The organism is Agrobacterium sp. RAC06 (assembly GCF_001713475.1).
Lineage (GTDB): Bacteria > Pseudomonadota > Alphaproteobacteria > Rhizobiales > Rhizobiaceae > Allorhizobium.
Window position 1 is genome coordinate 207,599 of record NZ_CP016500.1, and the last position, 15,629, is coordinate 223,227.

General features: G+C 57.3%; 13 protein-coding genes. 7 read left to right on the plus strand and 6 right to left on the minus strand.

The window, feature by feature from the left end; translation table 11 throughout:
* Positions 1–36: 36 nt before the first annotated feature.
* The 4 genes from BSY240_RS22975 to BSY240_RS22990 are packed head-to-tail and all read left to right on the plus strand — an operon-like array spanning position 37 to position 3,482.
* On the plus strand, positions 37–840 hold the full coding sequence (locus BSY240_RS22975) for an ABC transporter permease (protein ID WP_069044254.1): 804 nt from the start codon (positions 37–39) through the stop codon (positions 838–840).
* 5 nt (positions 841–845) lie between these two features.
* Complete coding sequence (locus BSY240_RS22980; RefSeq protein ID WP_069044255.1) at positions 846–1,631, plus strand: ABC transporter permease; 786 nt, start codon at positions 846–848, stop codon at positions 1,629–1,631.
* The gene (locus BSY240_RS22985; protein WP_069044256.1) at positions 1,628–2,689 is read left to right on the plus strand and encodes an ABC transporter ATP-binding protein; all 1,062 of its coding nucleotides are present in this window, start codon (positions 1,628–1,630) and stop codon (positions 2,687–2,689) included. The genes BSY240_RS22980 and BSY240_RS22985 overlap by 4 nt, the downstream gene beginning before the upstream one ends.
* On the plus strand, positions 2,664–3,482 hold the full coding sequence (locus BSY240_RS22990) for a phosphodiesterase (protein WP_069044257.1): 819 nt from the start codon (positions 2,664–2,666) through the stop codon (positions 3,480–3,482). The genes BSY240_RS22985 and BSY240_RS22990 overlap by 26 nt, the downstream gene beginning before the upstream one ends.
* A 1,013-nt stretch (positions 3,483–4,495) precedes the next feature.
* Here BSY240_RS22990 and BSY240_RS22995 read toward each other — a convergent pair.
* The 6 genes from BSY240_RS22995 to BSY240_RS23020 all read right to left on the minus strand — a co-directional run bounded on the left by BSY240_RS22995 (position 4,496) and on the right by BSY240_RS23020 (position 11,125).
* On the minus strand, positions 4,496–4,963 hold the full coding sequence (locus tag BSY240_RS22995; RefSeq protein ID WP_083229785.1) for a transposase: 468 nt from the start codon (positions 4,961–4,963) through the stop codon (positions 4,496–4,498).
* 88 nt (positions 4,964–5,051) lie between these two features.
* Positions 5,052–6,119, minus strand: a complete 1,068-nt coding sequence (locus tag BSY240_RS23000; protein WP_069044258.1) for a hypothetical protein — start codon at positions 6,117–6,119, stop codon at positions 5,052–5,054.
* A 63-nt stretch (positions 6,120–6,182) separates the two neighbouring features.
* A complete protein-coding gene (locus BSY240_RS23005; RefSeq protein WP_083229786.1) occupies positions 6,183–7,946 on the minus strand; it encodes a vanadium-dependent haloperoxidase in 1,764 nt (587 codons plus the stop codon).
* A gap of 54 nt (positions 7,947–8,000) precedes the next feature.
* Positions 8,001–8,504 carry a hypothetical protein gene (locus BSY240_RS23010; RefSeq protein ID WP_069044260.1) on the minus strand — a complete coding sequence of 168 codons (504 nt, stop codon included), beginning with the start codon at positions 8,502–8,504 and terminating at the stop codon, positions 8,001–8,003.
* 110 nt (positions 8,505–8,614) lie between these two features.
* Positions 8,615–9,628: a hypothetical protein gene (locus BSY240_RS23015; RefSeq protein WP_069044261.1), complete on the minus strand. Its 1,014-nt coding sequence runs from the start codon at positions 9,626–9,628 to the stop codon at positions 8,615–8,617.
* A 15-nt stretch (positions 9,629–9,643) separates the two neighbouring features.
* A complete protein-coding gene (locus tag BSY240_RS23020) occupies positions 9,644–11,125 on the minus strand; it encodes a hypothetical protein (RefSeq protein WP_069044262.1) in 1,482 nt (493 codons plus the stop codon).
* Between the two features lie 719 nt (positions 11,126–11,844).
* Here BSY240_RS23020 and BSY240_RS23025 point away from each other — a divergent pair.
* The 3 genes from BSY240_RS23025 to BSY240_RS23035 all read left to right on the plus strand — a co-directional run bounded on the left by BSY240_RS23025 (position 11,845) and on the right by BSY240_RS23035 (position 15,330).
* Entirely contained in the window at positions 11,845–12,273 is a 429-nt protein-coding gene (locus tag BSY240_RS23025) for a helix-turn-helix domain-containing protein (protein WP_069044263.1), read from the plus strand.
* Between the two features lie 332 nt (positions 12,274–12,605).
* On the plus strand, positions 12,606–13,775 hold the full coding sequence (locus tag BSY240_RS23030; RefSeq protein WP_069044264.1) for a GGDEF domain-containing protein: 1,170 nt from the start codon (positions 12,606–12,608) through the stop codon (positions 13,773–13,775).
* 181 nt (positions 13,776–13,956) lie between these two features.
* Positions 13,957–15,330, plus strand: a complete 1,374-nt coding sequence (locus BSY240_RS23035; RefSeq protein ID WP_069041386.1) for an ISNCY family transposase — start codon at positions 13,957–13,959, stop codon at positions 15,328–15,330.
* Positions 15,331–15,629: the final 299 nt, after the last annotated feature.

Genomic DNA, 15,629 nt, shown 5'->3' on the forward strand with positions numbered 1-15,629 from the left:
GCGCTGCCCGGCCTTCGCCTTAAGGAGCCCACCCCCATGTCATCCCGACTGTTTGTCAGCCTGTGCCTTGTGCCACTGGCCATCTTTGCTCTGGCTTTTCTGGCCCTGCCCATTGCGCGGCTGATCCTGGCCTCGGGTGAGGGAGAGGCGGGCTGGGCAATCTATTGGCAGATTTTGCAGACGCCGCGTTACCTGACGACCTTGATCCAGACGGTGCTCGTCTCGTTCGCAGTCACACTGGCAGCCCTTCTGGTCTCGACCACGGTCGGCGTTTTTCTGACCCGCAATCGCTTCCACGGCCGCTCGATCCTCCTGTCGATCCTGACGCTGCCCCTGGCCTTTCCCGGTGTCGTGGTCGGCTTCATGATCATACTTCTTGGCGGACGTCAGGGCCTGTTCAATGCGATCTTTCCGGGCCAGGCTGTCTTTGCCTATTCCATCTTCGGGCTGTTCCTCGGCTATCTCTATTTCTCGATCCCGCGCGTGCTGCTGACCGTCATGGCTGCTGCTGAAAAGATCGATCCCGCGCTCGAAGAGGCGGCGCGCACGCTCGGTGCACCACCGCATCGGGTGGTGCTCGATGTGCTCTTGCCAGCACTAGCACCTGCGCTGATTGCCGCTGGCGCCATTGCCTTTGCAACCGCCATGGGCGCCTTTGGCACAGCCTTCACGCTTGCCACCGATATCGATGTGCTGCCGATGGTGATCTATACCGAGTTTACCCTGTCGGCGAATATCGCCATGGCTGCCGCCCTTTCGGTCTGCCTCGGCGTGGTGACCTGGGCAATCCTGTTTGTGGCGCGGATCTTCTCCGGCTCAACCATTGCTGCGGGAGGCTGAAGGCGATGCGCGCTGGAAAAGCACTGCAGTTGATTGTCACCCTGCTGGCCGCGGCCTTCCTCCTGGTGCCGACCATCCAGTCGGTTCTGGCGGGTGTGACGGTCAATTATTTTCAAGGATTGAAGTCGGGCCTGACACTCAAATGGATTGTCGAGGTCTGGGATCTCTATGCCGGTTCGATCTTTCTCTCCATCGGCATTGCGCTCGCCTGCCTCTTCGTCACGCTGATCATCGGGATCCCCGCCGCCTATGCCATGGCCCGCAATCCCGGTCGTCTGACCCGGGCACTCGAAGAGTTCATCTCGCTGCCGCTTGCCATTCCAGGTCTAGCGCTGGCCTTGGCGCTGCTTCAACTCTACGGCACCTACAAGGGTTTTCGCATGAGCTGGACCTTCATTCTGGTCGGCCATGTTCTTTACACGCTGCCCTTCATGGTCCGTTCCGTCATGGCCGTTCTGGCGGCGATCGACTTGAAGACGCTGGAAGAGGCAGCGGCAAGCCTTGGGGCAGGGCCGGCGCGGCGGTTTGTCGATGTCGTCGTGCCCAATGCGCTGCCGGGCATTCTGGCCGGTGCGCTTACCGTGGTGACATTGTCGATCGGCGAGTTCAACCTCACCTGGATGCTGCATACGCCTTACCTGAAAACCCTGCCGGTCGGCCTTGCCGACAGCTACGCCTCCATGCGGCTCGAGATCGCTTCGGCCTATACGTTGATCTTCTTCGTGATGATCGTGCCCCTCCTTCTTGCCATGCAATGGGCCAGCTCCCGTGCCCAGAGGATCACACAATGACCCTTGCCCTTCGCAACATCGCCAAAACCTTTCCCGGCGGCACCCGTGCGCTTCAGCCGACTGATCTTGATATCGCCGAAGGAGAAATCGTCTCGCTGCTCGGGCCATCCGGCTGCGGCAAGACAACATTGCTGCGCATCATCGCAGGCCTCGAAACGGCTGATGCTGGAGCCTCGATCCGTTTCAACGACAGCGATATGACCGACCAGCCGGTGGAGCGGCGCAAGATCGGCATGGTGTTTCAATCCTATGCGCTTTTTCCCAATATGTCGGTGCGCGGCAATATCGGTTACGGCCTGAAGATGCAGGGTTTGGCACGCCCGGAAATCGAAAGCCGAGTTGATGAGGTGATCGCCCTTTGCCGGTTGGAGCCCTATGCCGCGCGTTCGATCACGGCACTTTCCGGCGGCCAGCGCCAGCGTGTGGCGCTTGCCCGCGCCTTTGCGCCGCGCCCACGGCTTTTGCTTCTCGATGAACCCTTGTCGGCGCTCGATGCCGCCTTGCGTACGACCTTGCGGGATGAGCTTGCAGGCCTGCTGAGGCAGTTCGGCATCACCGCTGTCTTCGTTACCCATGATCAGGATGAAGCCATGGCGATTGCCGATCGGGTCGCCGTCATGTGCCAGGGCCGGGTCGAACAGATCGGCACGCCGGAGGCGCTTTACCGCGCACCGGAAAATGCGTTCGTTGCGCGCTTCGTCGGCAATTCCATGCCGCTTGGCGGTCACATCTTGGGGGCAAATCTGCGTCTGCCGGGCGGTGCCCTGTCGCTGCGTGCGCCCGCCGATGGCAAGGCCGCCTTTGTCCGCGCCGAAGACGTGAAGATTACAGATGACGGCCCCTTGGTTGCACGGGTCGAAACCGTCACCTTCCTTGGCACGCATTACCGCATCGCCTTGTCAGGTGCGGCAGACGACATCCTGTTTTGCCTGCATCAGGGCCTGAGCGCGCCGAAACCCGGTGATACTGTCCATCTTTCGATCGCGCCGCAATCCATCCTTACCCTCAACCTTTCAGAAAGCAGCCGCCTGAATGCCAGCCTTCATCCAGATCAGTGATCCCCATATTGTTGCCAAAGGCGCGCTTGTTTGCGGCCATTCCGATACGGCAACTGCGCTGCGCACCGCGGTTGCCTCGATCAACGAACGCTTGGCTGCGCTCGGGGCTGTCGATTGCGCCATCGTCACCGGCGATCTGACAGAGCATGGTACGGACGAGGAATATCAGCATTTTGCCGAGATCATGGCCGATCTCGCTTTGCCCTGGCTTGCCATTCCCGGCAATCACGACACGCATGAGGGCATGCGAAAAGCCTTTGGCGGTTCTGACTGGATGTCAAAATCCGGTCCCATTCACTGGATGCGCGATTTTGGCCCCTTTGCCGTCATCGGTCTTGATACGCTGCTTGAGGGGGCGCATCACGGCTGGCTGTCTGAGGAGGGCTTTGCCTTTCTCGATCAGTGCCTTGATGAACTGAACGGTCATCCAGTGATTGTCGCGACCCATCATCAGTGGCTGCCCTGTGGCATCGTGCCCATGGATCAGGACAATCTACGCAATGGTGCAGCCCTGATGGAGCGGCTGGAACGTTATAGTGGCGTTGCAAAGATGATTTCCGGCCATGTTCACCGCGCAATCACCGGCCAGATCGGCAAGGTCAGCTGCCTGATCGGTCCATCCACGGCCCATTCCGTCAATCGCGATCGGCGGGATGGAGCAGTGCATGCGCTTGCCATCGAACCGGGCGGTGTAACCCTGCATGCCTGGCTTGATGCCCCGCAGGAGATGCTGATCTCCGATGTCTTGCCCTTGACGCTGAAGCCGGCCGTCTGGCCGTTCGATGGCCCTTAGGTGGGCCCGTGCGGGGGGCAGCCCGGACTTATGCCTTAGTCAACGCCGAGCTCTCGCGGAAGTTATAGGTGCCGTTGATAGAGGGGATTCCGAAAATCAACGGAAACGTCAGTCAAGACTGCATTTCAGGAGGTGATTTTGGCTGACCGGGAGCTGGCGGATATGGAATGGCGGATCATCGAGGGGCTGTTGCACCAAACGCGGTAGAAAGGGCCTGCACTCGTAGGATAATCGACAACAAGTCGACGGCATGCTGCATGTTCTTCGGGTCTGATGCCCCCGGCGCGACATGCATGAGCGCCACGAAAAGTGGAAGGCTATGCATCTGCGCTTCCGCCCTTGGGCCGAAGAAAGCGTCTGGGACCCTCCGCTTGAGGCATTCGTCGAACGGAGGCTGACAGATGGCTGGCAGCATCAGTTCAACAGTTCGTAGCCATCCTCAGGCTATGGGATGAGACCCATGCTTCTTTAGGGGGTCCATCCCAATTACACGTCTGCATGCGACTAGCCGACATACAAGGATCGAAGCTGCATCGAACGGATGCTCAATCATCTCAAGCGTTCCGTCGCGTGGCGACCCGATAGAACAAGACACGAAAGTCCTTCTGCGCATTCCCCGCTCCGGTTGCCGCAAATATATGGTGGCTATCCTTTGTCTATAGGTCTGAGGGTATTGGCAAAAATTAGAGTTTACACGCTGGACTGTTTCGTACTTAAAGATGCAAGGCGCGCGCGAGCAGGCTGCCGCATCTTCAACTGGGGTTTTGATGAGGGATTGAAAAATGCGGCTGCTTGCACTTTGCATCGTCGTCGCGATCGTAATCACGATTGTCTTGATCATTGCGACGATCAACGCCTGAGCCCCGTCGGCAATACTTCGAATCCGGGCAAAGCCGATAGGTGCCTTACAAGCCTGGTACCCAGTTTTTTTATCGCGATCGCACCGCAAGTTGTGTCAGTCAGAACACTTGGTCGATTGCTCTTGCGACGCCTGGGCGACCGATGTCTAATCGTCATTGATCGGTATCATCGACGGTCAGAAGTGTCGTCAGCGTCTTTCGCCATTGCTGGTCGTCGCTGAGATTGGCCTGCTCAAGGATCATTTCCAGAACACGCTCAGCCAGGATGATCTTCAGCCTGGCGTTTTCAGCCTTTAGTGCAACCACACGATCTTTCTGAGCAGAGCCCGTGGCTGTCGTCTTTGACAGCCAGTAGTAGAAGGTCGATCTTGCTATGCCGTATTTGCGGCATAACTGGGCGGCCGGCATGCCTTCTTCATACTCTTGCAGCACCTTCTCCATCGTTTCCAGGTCAATTTGGTCTTTTTTTGCCATGCCAGATCCGCCTCCGATCGCAAGGAATGCTTTTGCCTTCAACTCAGGCCCCCCGGCGATATGGTCCGGTGCAAAGGCCAAGGTCAAGCCGATCAGCGCATTTGTGGCGGAGCCCGTCAATATCGCGGAAGCTGCGGTTTTGGGCATTCTTTGGCGCGAAGATCAGTTCCTGAGAACGCTTTTGATGAATTGGCAGCGCTGAGATTGTGAACGCGCGTTCGAATTCAGCATCTCATCAGCGTTTTTGAGGGGGGCCGTTGTGTCTTGGCCCTTCCGGCCGACCACTGTTTCGAACTGCAACGAAACGCGACAGGAGATCGAACCAGAAGGGTGCGCCAAGTGTCACGGCAAAGGCCGTCAGCACGAGGCCCAGGCATTTCGACAGATATTGGCCAACGGTACTGCCAAACGGCTGGGACTCTGGCCAGCCAAGTGGCAGAGGAAGGGCTTTATCGACTTGTGCAATAGAGGGCAGGCTCGGCGAGCCCCGTGACAGCCCTTCAAAATACTGAGCGACTGCCGCGCGCAAGGTCTCGTCGTACCAGAGCATGCGGGCAATCTCTAGGCTATCGGCATTCAGTGCTGAGGCCAAGATCAATGCGACTGCGAAGGACAAGAGCGACATCCAACGCTTGTAGACGCCTGAGGCACGCGCCATTACCTGGTCGAACCATCGACCCAACTCGGTCTTGGCTTCCTCGATGGAGGAGTTTAGATCCAAACCAAGACTTTGAAAAATTTGGAGAAGCGGAGAATCCTTGTCGATCCTCTCGAAGGCCATCGCGATTGGTCGGGCTGGGCGATCGGGACCATCTGAACTACCAACCTTGCCAAGCGCATCGATCAATGCGACTGCGAAATCCCGGCGTTCAAGGTAGCTCGGTGCCTCCTTTGCACCGATCGCGCGTCCCCGAACGATATTGGGTCCTGGGTCATCCAGACCTCGCCGCGACAGACTTCGGATCAGGTTGGTTTGCCAAAAGGCATTGCGTATCCTTTCGTCCCCGAGCGCGCGCGAAAGCTCGTAGTAAAGGTTGCGAGCCCTTAATCGTGTCAAGCCTGCTATTGCTTCGTTAATGCTCGTGCAGATCAGGCTCAGCAAGAGATAGACCATCATCAAGCCGATGGTCGTATCCACTGCGGTAGAAAACAACATGGGTTTCTCCGATTCAAGCTCTCCATGCTTGGTCAACTTCGCCCCGCAACCCGCTGTCCTGACGATCTTTGTTCTCGTCTCGGCGGACAGGCAGATCACACGGCGGCTGGCGGGCATGATGCGTTTGGGGACGCGAAAAAGGCTCATGGAAGACCATCACTGCCTTTGACGCCAAGGGCCGCCCCGTCTGGACGAGACGGCCCGTCTCGATTAGTAGGTCGTGTCCGTGATCTTGCTTTGCTGAGGTGTCGACCGCGCTTTCGGCATTTCGTCGGCTTGCTGTCGCATGCCGCTGTCAAAAATGTCATTGGCGATGCCGAGACCCAAGGGGACGCCGCCGATCGGCAGTGGGTCGCCGGCGTTCCGCTTTGCAGTCCAGACATGCGAATAGCCGACATCGGCAGGGTCCTTGTAGCGCTCGCGCCCGTCGGCATCGCGACCGCTTCCGGTATCGCGATAGTCAAAGGCGTCGAAACGCCAGTGGACACCCAGCCAAATCCGGCTGAACGCATTTTCCCATATTGCATGCCAGAGGGACGGGAAGTTGCGCTTCACATAGGTCCGAACAAGCCCTGGCTGGTCCTCGATCGGCGATGAAGGATCGTAAGGCTGATGCAAGTCGCGGCTTACGCCATTCATCTCCTCCGACACAAATGTGAAACCGATGTCGTCGACCCCATTTCTGTCAACAGCGGCCGTCCCGTTCGAGGCGTAGTAGAGCCTTGCCATCTGAAAGCATGCTGCGCCAAAGGTTGCATGGCCTGAGGGATAGGCGGGGAAGGGTGGTTTGAAGCTCAGACGGTTGGAGTTTGTTTCTGGCGCACCAAGTGCGAGCCAGAACGGATCGGCAGGCGGCGTCACCATTGTGCTTCCGGTCTCGGAGGCGAATGCGCTTGCGTCGTGTTGGCGAATGCCAGACAATGGGCGCCAGAGATCGTGCCGGTATTTTTCGGCCCAGGCGAATTTGCCTGCATCCGCCATCGCCACATTGGCAAGCGCAAACAGCCGGACGAACTCTTTGCTTCTGTCGAAGTCGCTCAGCGAGGCATCGCTCCTCGACCAGGCGATATTGCGCAGGATCTGATTGTAAAGACGCGGAGGTGTTCCAATGAGATTGGCTCCATCATAAGCCCAGAAATAGGCCGCCACCGTCTCGTCTGCCGTCCGATGCGTTGTGTTCAGGAGCGGTGCGCCGCCAAGCCGCTGGACCTCCTCAAGTGCTGCCACGTATTCTGGCTCCGGTGGTCTTGGCCAGTCGGCGATCCGATGGCCATTCGGATCGGTCGCTGCAAAGGTTCTCACGGTCTCACCGTAAAAGGGCGCGTGATAGACACGCTGTGCCTTTTGTCCTTTTGAAGGGTCTCGAGGATCAATGTCCACGCGGCGGACAGGGTTGAGTGGTTCGTCATCGAAGTGATAGCGACCTCCCCGGGGCCGGTAGTCGCCCTGATCGGCGCCCGGCTCGCCTGGCAATACCGCAAGTGCTGCGTGGACTCTTTCGGCAATGGTCACGCCATAGTGATGCGCCGGCGATCCTGCTGCAATTGCCACACCGAATGGGCTCTTGAAGTTGCGCATCGCGTCGCGCAGCGCATTGCTTGCCGCGTCACAGACCTCGCCCGGAGCACAATATAGTCGCTCAAGGATTGTAATGGCGGCAGCGGTGAGGGCTGCATTGGCATTTGCTTCCGTTGCCTGGATGGAAGGATCGAGTGGCGGACGATTGACGTCTCGCAACCAGGTTGCGGGAGACGAGTGTTCGTCATGACCGAGAGCGCCGAAGAAGGCGTCGTGCATGGCAAGATGAAGAAGTCCCAGAGCTCTAGAGCTCATGGTAGGGCCACCTTGCGGGCCGCGAAGCGAATGCGTGATACGGTTCATTTGGAGGCCGGCATGATTCCAGTACAGGACCGGAAATGCGTTAAGCCCGGCAGGTTCGTCGACATCAGGTAGAACAAGCATCGGTGTCTCCATCTGGTTTCTTGATTGTTCAAGCGTTTCAATGATGCGTGGCTCTCAGCGAGCCATTCACCGACTTGGTGTCCAAGCTTGCTGTTGGGCGAGAAAGTGCCAATTGAGCGCGCCCTCGGCGTTGGGGGCAGGATGGGGCACATCGTAAAGGACGCTCTCGCCATCCACTGAGCCCCGGCTATGCGCGTGGCGTCCGATGGCCGTCAGGTGGAGCCTTGAGCCGTCCATGTGCAACACGGCCATGCCGTCTGCCGGAAAGAAGCGGCCCGGCACCGTAACGCCAGCTGGCAAATGCCGCAGCATCAGGAATTGAGGCCTGTCGGCGCTGTTCTCCGCGAGGATGGCAAAGATCGAGTTTTGCTCGCTGAGGTTATCTGGCGCCGCTTGGGTGTCGCGAGCTACCGGTGTGGCGGTATCCGAGATGATCAGATATTCGCCCGCCGGACCCCGTCGCTCAGCAATCAACCATTCCTCCACGGGAGCATTGGTCTGATGTGGGGCGTCGTACGGTCCAACACGCAGGCTATTGAGCATTGCGATGCGAAAGTTATCGGGTGTCATCAGCAGCCTCCTTCAAGCTGCTGCGACTGTGCCTTTGATCCGTGAGCTCACGGTCAATCTATCGTCAAAACATCGTTAAATCAGAGCGGCTGACGAGGATCGACCAGAACTCACGATGTGCCAACGGCTTCCGGGAAATCCTCCAGAAGCATCGAGAGTGCCGGACTGCTCCTGTCAAAGTGGGCCGTGATGTCAGCAAATACGCGACTGTGGCGAATGATGGCTTCCACGGCGAGCTCGGTGATTTCCTCGCTTTCGAACACATGGGGTATAATCCGGCGCAGAAGCGTCCAGGAGGCGATATTGTCGCTCATATAGTGGACGCCGGCAAAGACCCGTCTGTCGCCCCAATCGACCATATATTTCTGCAGCCGTTCTCTCTCCGCAGCTGTCGGCTTTTGTCCCGCCTTGATCAGTTGGTCGTAAACCGTGCAGCCACCGAGGATACCTTGCATGCAATGACCGCTGGGAAAGGCCGGATGCTGACCCGTATGGACGTTGCGATGGGCCGTAACCCAGCGAAAACCAGGCAGGTTTAAAGCGGTCGCCGCCGCTCTGGGGCGCGGTCGCTGGAAATATTCTTTCAACCCGAGGACCTCTGGCCGCTTGCCTGCAGCATCTTGCAAGAAGATTCTTTTAAATGCTGTCGCTTCAACCTCAGGCCCCCCATACAAAGGATAGTTCGCGGTGCCGTCCTTGCCCGTCCGGTATTCGATTGACGTCGATACGGAACTTGGCAGCTCAAGGCCGCTATAGTCTGGATGATCGAAACGAGCGTCTTCAATACGATAATGCCAGAGATGGTCCCGGCGCGGCCCTTCGAAAGGAGTTTCTGCGCCCGTCAAATCAGACAGGATGCCCAGTGTGTCGCCCCCGCCCTGATAGAGACGAATAGCAAGCTGCAACTCGCTTTGTGTTTCATGTTCCGCAAAGCTGGCAGCCTTTCCCCTCCAGCCGCCATTTTCCCAACGCGGCCAGATCTTGTCTGCGACCTCGGCCATCCAAGCGGTAATAATCGTCGGATAGCTGTCATCGGTCGTGGGCCAGTCCCTTGGCACAGTCTCTGGCGGCATGATCTGGAGCTTGAGTGCGTCATGCATGACGCCATAGGGTGCCAGCCTCATCGGTGAATTCCTCCGCTATTTGAGTCCCAATGTCCGGGCCGCGTGTAAGGTCAGCTCCCGATGGGCCGGGTTGACGATCGGATATTCGCTGGAGCGCAGCATATCGATGGAAAGATCGGGCTCGCGCGTGATGAGCGCGTTCAACTTGTCCCGACCCTTGGAGGTCTCTCCAAGAAGCGCGTATCCGGTCATCAGATCCATGATCGTCGGGCGGAACAGGATATGCTCAAGCGAGACTTCCCCAGATTGGATTGCCCTGCGGATTTGACCGGCCATCAGGTTGGCGAATTGTTCGATCGCCAGGGCAAAGGCCTGGGCGACAGTGCCGCGGCACAGCGAAACTGCCGTTCTCGCTGCTCTCACAGCCTCGTTGGCCTTGCCGCAATAGGTCAGCGCAATCGCGTAGAAAATCCAGCATGCACCATGCCCTGGAAGCAGGCGTACGGCCTCTTTGGTCAAAGCCAAATTCCGTTCAAGGTCGTGTAGTAGAAACCCGTAGCTGTGGCCGGCCATGGCCAGTGTCAGGCCGTTTTCAGGCGATAGCCGCATGGCTGTACGGAAGCACTCCATGACCTGATGACTGTCTGGGGCCAGATGCCCCTTGCGATCGTTCAATTGCAGGAGATGCCCGATGCCAAGCAAAGCGTGACTGAGCCCGGTCTCTTCTGCGGCAAGCGCCGCTTCGCCGCATCCGATGATATCGCGAGGCATCATCGATCCCGGAACCAGCATTCCCAGGAGTGCCTGACAGCGATTGGCATGGGCGCTCCATTGCGCGCCCTTCAGGCTTTTTGCCTCAATTCGAATGGCAAAGTCCTGCAGCAGGTGAACGATCTCGTACTGAACATTTCTGATTTCATACCAACGCTTCGGCGCGATTTCGCGTCGGACCTGCCATTTGAGTGAGCCAAACCCGTCAGTGACGGAGAGAGATAGGCTGCCAGTGGATCCCATGCGAAGGATACGGACACGTGTCACAAGGTCCGTCGCGCGCACTGGGCCGCAATCGCGCTCGGCGCCAATCACCACGGGAAGACCGATGATCGAAAGTGCTTCGATGATCTTTTCAACCAAGCACTCGCCGATCTCGCTCAGCCCCTCATCGGCCGTAGGGCTCATGGACAAATGCACATACCAGCGTCGGTCCGGCTGACTTGGGGGCTCGGCCAAACCCCACCTGAGGGCGCGCATCTCGAACTCGCTGCGTGTCTGCCGCAGCCAATCATTGAAGCCCTCCTCCCGCAGATCAAAACCGCGCAGGATTTCACCCTGGCAGCCCGGCGCAAGATGATCGAAATCGACATGATTCCGCTCTAGCCAGATCCAGGTGCGATCCGCAGAAAGAACCTCGGTCTCGCTGTTCAACAGCGTTCGAAGCGTGGTCAGCGACTGTCGCAGGCTGGCTGCAGCCTGAGCGGGACCGCGATCGCCCCATAACTTGTCTTGTAGCCATGTACGCGTTTGACGATGGTTGCGGGTCAGGGCAAGCATTGCCATAAGCGCGCAGTCCTTTCGGCCCGCTGGCCTGATCGACCGCCCGCTGCGATCTACCAGGTCGAAGGCGCCAAGGACTTTTACTGAAAATGGTTTCGACGATCGCATTGGGAACTCGTCGTTTCGTGTTTTATCAGTTGGTCTGAGCGCTGGATGTATTGAAGAATGTCAGATTTTTATATTGAAGTATATCATTGTTGAAAATTTCAAATTAAGCAACGTATTGTTGCAAGAAATTTTGAAACCCAATCCGTACTGATTTTCTTGCGTAATTTTTCCTGTTTAGTGTTTTTTCTAACAAATATAGGAAATAAATCTTAGTTTACTGGCTGTGAGCTTGATTTTTATAGTGTTTAAAATTTGTTATTCTGGATAATGGTATCATATTGGCGGTCCAGTGTTGCGTGATGGTAAAATGTATAATGCGGGGCAGCAAAGAATTTCATGCCTTACGTTCTGCTTTCGGTTGGTCGCTAATCATTGATCGCCAAACCGTAAGTCTGTCGCCTGACATTTCTGTCGCCGAAGAACAGGCACCATATGTCACTTAGCGGTTTTGCCAGTCTGCAATGCTGAAGCCCGTTTTGGTGTGTAGATTATGGAAACATCCGGTTTCTTGAGCGCATTATCGCGTCTGCTTGAGCTGTCGTCTCTCTGGTCTTTCGATTGCACCTTGATGCAATTCGCGCGATGATTGGATGTTTTATTTTAGGAGTAAATCTATGCGTAAAGCCCCCGATGCTATCGACCGTCATGTTGGTGCCCGCATTCGACTGCGCCGCAACATGCTTGGGGTAAGCCAGGAAAAACTGGCTGAAGGGTTGGGACTGACGTTCCAGCAGGTCCAGAAATACGAAAAAGGCACCAACCGCGTTGGTGCAAGCCGCCTTCAGCACATCGCGGCGATCCTGGATACCCCGATCAACTATTTCTTCGAAGAGGCTCCGAGCCCGTCGGCCTGTGCAATTGAGCATCAGGGCGATACACCAACTGAGCTTTTGACCTCAAAGGACTGTCTCGCGCTTGCTCGGGCGTTCGTTTCGATCAAAGATGAAACGGTTCAGCAAAAGGTGCTCTCTCTTGTGCGCGCGCTCGGTTCTGGCAAGGCTGCCCCGGATTTGCTTGAGGATTGGGTACAGTCTAGGTCTTGATCCTCTTTTCCAACACAGATTTGTGTTGGTCTGCCCGGAAACTTCTGGCCTGAAGCGGCTGACAGTCTCCTGGCCGGCAGAACGACTTTGTGATGGCGCGGCAAGCATTGTCATGCGTGGCACGCGATCAGTAGCCAGTCTTACAAGATAAAAAAACGAGAGACCTATTAGGCATCTGCTGGAGATCTCACTCTAGAGCGATCCATCGAATGCCTTTGGAACCGCCATTTCCTGTTCTATAAACGTCGCCAATTGGCCATTTCCTTTACACATGGCTTGTAAAACTGGGGGGCGAGGAGGACACCGAACCTAACAAGCTCGAGCGGAATGAGATGAACGGCGCAGCATTTTTTTTGGTCGTCAACTTTGTCGTCGCACTGTCATTCAGTGTGGTTTTTGTCGTCGTGGCAAGGCGCAGTCACTCGCGCACGGCCGTCATCTGGCTGGGCGCAGGATTTGGTGTCGCATCGCTTTCAGCAATTTGCGAGCTACTGGTCGCCTATGCCGGTCCGACCCGCTTTTGGGCACTCTGCGCTTTTGCCACGGTACTATGCGGTATGGTCATGCTGACGATCGGTATCGGTCAGATGTACGGGCGTCGCATTTCATTGCCGATCGCCTCAGTTTATGTTCTGGCGAGTGTCATGCTGGCGCACATGATCTATGAACTGCCGCGCGGTACGCCTTTGCAAGCCTTGCTCTATCAAAGTCCGTTCGCGCTGGTTGTTCTTGTGGGCGCGATCACGGTGATCCTTGCGCGGCAACGGACCACCCTCGACCTTTTCCTGGGCATTCTCCTGACCATCACAAGCGCACATTTCTTCGGCAAAGCCGGGTTGGCGGTCTGGGTTGGCTCCGGAGCGACGGCCAAAGATTATGTCCACACCAACTATGCTCTGATTTCGCAAAGCCTCACGGCTGTCTTGATCGTCACCGTCGGCTTGACGCTTCTGGCAAAGCTTGTCCTTGAAATACTGGCTGTTCACAGGACGGAATCGGAAGTTGACAGCCTGTCAGGGCTCGCCAACAGACGCGGTTTTGACAGGCAGGTCAATGAAGCGCTTCAGCGGCATGGGCGAGGGCGGCATGCCATCATCATCACCGATCTCGATCACTTCAAGCGCATAAACGATACCTACGGACACCATGTGGGTGATACCGTGATCCGGGCCTTTAGCGAAGCCTTGCGCTCTCAGGCGCCGCAAGGCTCTGCGCTCGGTCGGCTAGGCGGGGAGGAGTTCGCCATCTTCCTTCCCCAGACTTCTGAGCATGAGGCAGGTCGATTGGCTCTGAAGTTACGTCATGCGACGATGTCACTGGAAGGACTGCCGCCCTCGTTGCGTGTAACTGCCAGTTTCGGGATAGCAGTTGTCTCGTCTGTCGCTGATCTTGACGAGGCCTATCGTGAAGCTGATGTTGCGCTTTATCGGGCCAAGGGCGCGGGGCGCAACAGGGTCGAATTGGCGACCAGTGCGGCGCAATCGGTCGCGTCACCGTGTTAGCACTTGACGTGCGGCGGGGTTCAGAAGGCAGAGTTTTCTATCCCATCCAAATTCGGTTCGACGAAGTTCCATAACATACATTATGCGATCTTTGTTTGTAGCCGCAAAGTTAGAATGTCCTGTTTCTGCAAAGTTGGAATGTCACACTCCCCGGTCCTGAACGATGCGTGGGAGATTGCAGATGGGATTGATAGCGATGAGCGAGCGTGATCTGCAGCGGATCGAGATTCTGTCGAGGGTAGTTGCCGGGCGGATGACCACGGTTTCAGCGGCGCATGTGCTTGACCTGAGCGAGCGTCAGGTACGCCGGCTGCTGGAGCGTATCCGGACCGGCGGCGCGGCGTCGATCCGTCACAAGGCGATCGGCCGGCCCTCAAACAATCGGATCAGTGACGGGGTTCGCGATTATGCGATAACGCTGGTCCGCGAACGTTATGCAGATTTCGGTCCGACGTTGGCAGCCGAGAAGCTGACTGAGCGCGATGGCTTGCGTGTGTCGCGCGAGACGGTGCGCGGTTGGATGTCCGATGCTGGGCTGTGGTTGTCGCGCAAGCAGCGCCGGACGTTTCATCAACCGCGACTGCGGCGCGAAGCCTATGGCGAGCTGGTGCAGATCGACGGGTCAGAGCACCGCTGGTTCGAGGATCGTGGACCATCGTGTTCGCTGCTGGTGTTTGTCGACGATGCGACCGGCAAGTTGATGCAGTTGCGCTTTGTGCGTTCCGAAAGTGCCTTCACCTACTTCGATGCGCTGGAGCTCTATCTCAAGCGTCACGGCGCACCGATTGCCTTTTATTCGGACAAGCATTCGGTGTTTCGGGTGGCGAAGAAGGATGCCAAAGGTGGCCAGGGCATGACGCAGTTCGGACGTGCGCTTTGCGAGTTAAATATCGAGATTCTTTGTGCAAACTCGAGCCAGGCCAAAGGCCGTGTTGAGCGGATGAACCGGACGCTGCAGGATCGGTTGGTCAAGGAGCTGCGGCTCGCAGGGATCGCGACCATGGAGGCGGGCAATGCGTTTCTGCCTGTTTTCATGGAGGACTACAATGCGCGTTTTGCGGTTACCCCTGCCCGTTCGGACGACCTGCACCGGCCGCTGAATCTGGCGCCGGATCGGTTGACGGAGATCCTGTGCAAGCGCGAGCAGCGCTATGTCGGATCGCAACTGACGTTCTCGTTCGAGGGCAAGCGGATCATGCTGGAGGAGAGCGAAGTCACGCGTGGTCTAGTTGGCAAATATGTCGAGACCTACGCCTATGCAGACGGCCACCTGGACATTCGTTGGAAAGGCCATTCCCTGCCCTACACGGTGTTCGACAAGGAGCAGCGGGTAACGCATGCGGCGATCACCGAGAACAAGCGGCTGGGTGACGTATTGGCCTATATCAGGGAGCGCCAGGAACAGCAGGACAAGCCGAAAGTAAAGAGCAACAGCGGCAAGAATGGTTACGTCAAGCGCGTTGGGAAGCCTGGCCGGCGGACGGACTTCATGAGTGATCCGGTGGTGATTGCCAAGCGGACGAAGGCATTGTCGCGGCAGGAGGCTGCGGAATGAAGTGCCGTACAATGGTCTCAAAGCTAAAGCCGAAGCGGTGTGCCCCCACCCGCCCCGATCTGATCTTGCAAGCGGGTCTGCCGCTCAGATCGGGGCTGATCGTGGTGCTGTGTGGCGACTGCTGCGGACATTTTAACTTTGCAGCACAGCGGACATTCCAACTCCTCCGCCACATTGTTTGTAGCCGGGTACATTCTATTTCCAAGTGCGACAGTTGGGTCAGCTAGAGATGCGACAGTCTTGCCTCTTGATGCACTGGTCACTGGACAAATACCCGGCGCCCGCTGTCCGCCGATTTA

Coding starts and splice junctions, on each gene's coding strand:
- BSY240_RS22975 (WP_069044254.1), top strand. CDS start 37: ATGTCATCCCGACTGTTTGTCAGCCTGTGCCTTGTGCCACTGGCCATC.
- BSY240_RS22980 (WP_069044255.1), top strand. CDS start 846: ATGCGCGCTGGAAAAGCACTGCAGTTGATTGTCACCCTGCTGGCCGCG.
- BSY240_RS22985 (WP_069044256.1), top strand. CDS start 1,628: ATGACCCTTGCCCTTCGCAACATCGCCAAAACCTTTCCCGGCGGCACC.
- BSY240_RS22990 (WP_069044257.1), top strand. CDS start 2,664: ATGCCAGCCTTCATCCAGATCAGTGATCCCCATATTGTTGCCAAAGGC.
- BSY240_RS22995 (WP_083229785.1), bottom strand. CDS start 4,963: ATGCCCAAAACCGCAGCTTCCGCGATATTGACGGGCTCCGCCACAAAT.
- BSY240_RS23000 (WP_069044258.1), bottom strand. CDS start 6,119: ATGAGCCTTTTTCGCGTCCCCAAACGCATCATGCCCGCCAGCCGCCGT.
- BSY240_RS23005 (WP_083229786.1), bottom strand. CDS start 7,946: ATGGAGACACCGATGCTTGTTCTACCTGATGTCGACGAACCTGCCGGG.
- BSY240_RS23010 (WP_069044260.1), bottom strand. CDS start 8,504: ATGACACCCGATAACTTTCGCATCGCAATGCTCAATAGCCTGCGTGTT.
- BSY240_RS23015 (WP_069044261.1), bottom strand. CDS start 9,628: ATGAGGCTGGCACCCTATGGCGTCATGCATGACGCACTCAAGCTCCAG.
- BSY240_RS23020 (WP_069044262.1), bottom strand. CDS start 11,125: ATGGCAATGCTTGCCCTGACCCGCAACCATCGTCAAACGCGTACATGG.
- BSY240_RS23025 (WP_069044263.1), top strand. CDS start 11,845: ATGCGTAAAGCCCCCGATGCTATCGACCGTCATGTTGGTGCCCGCATT.
- BSY240_RS23030 (WP_069044264.1), top strand. CDS start 12,606: ATGAACGGCGCAGCATTTTTTTTGGTCGTCAACTTTGTCGTCGCACTG.
- BSY240_RS23035 (WP_069041386.1), top strand. CDS start 13,957: ATGGGATTGATAGCGATGAGCGAGCGTGATCTGCAGCGGATCGAGATT.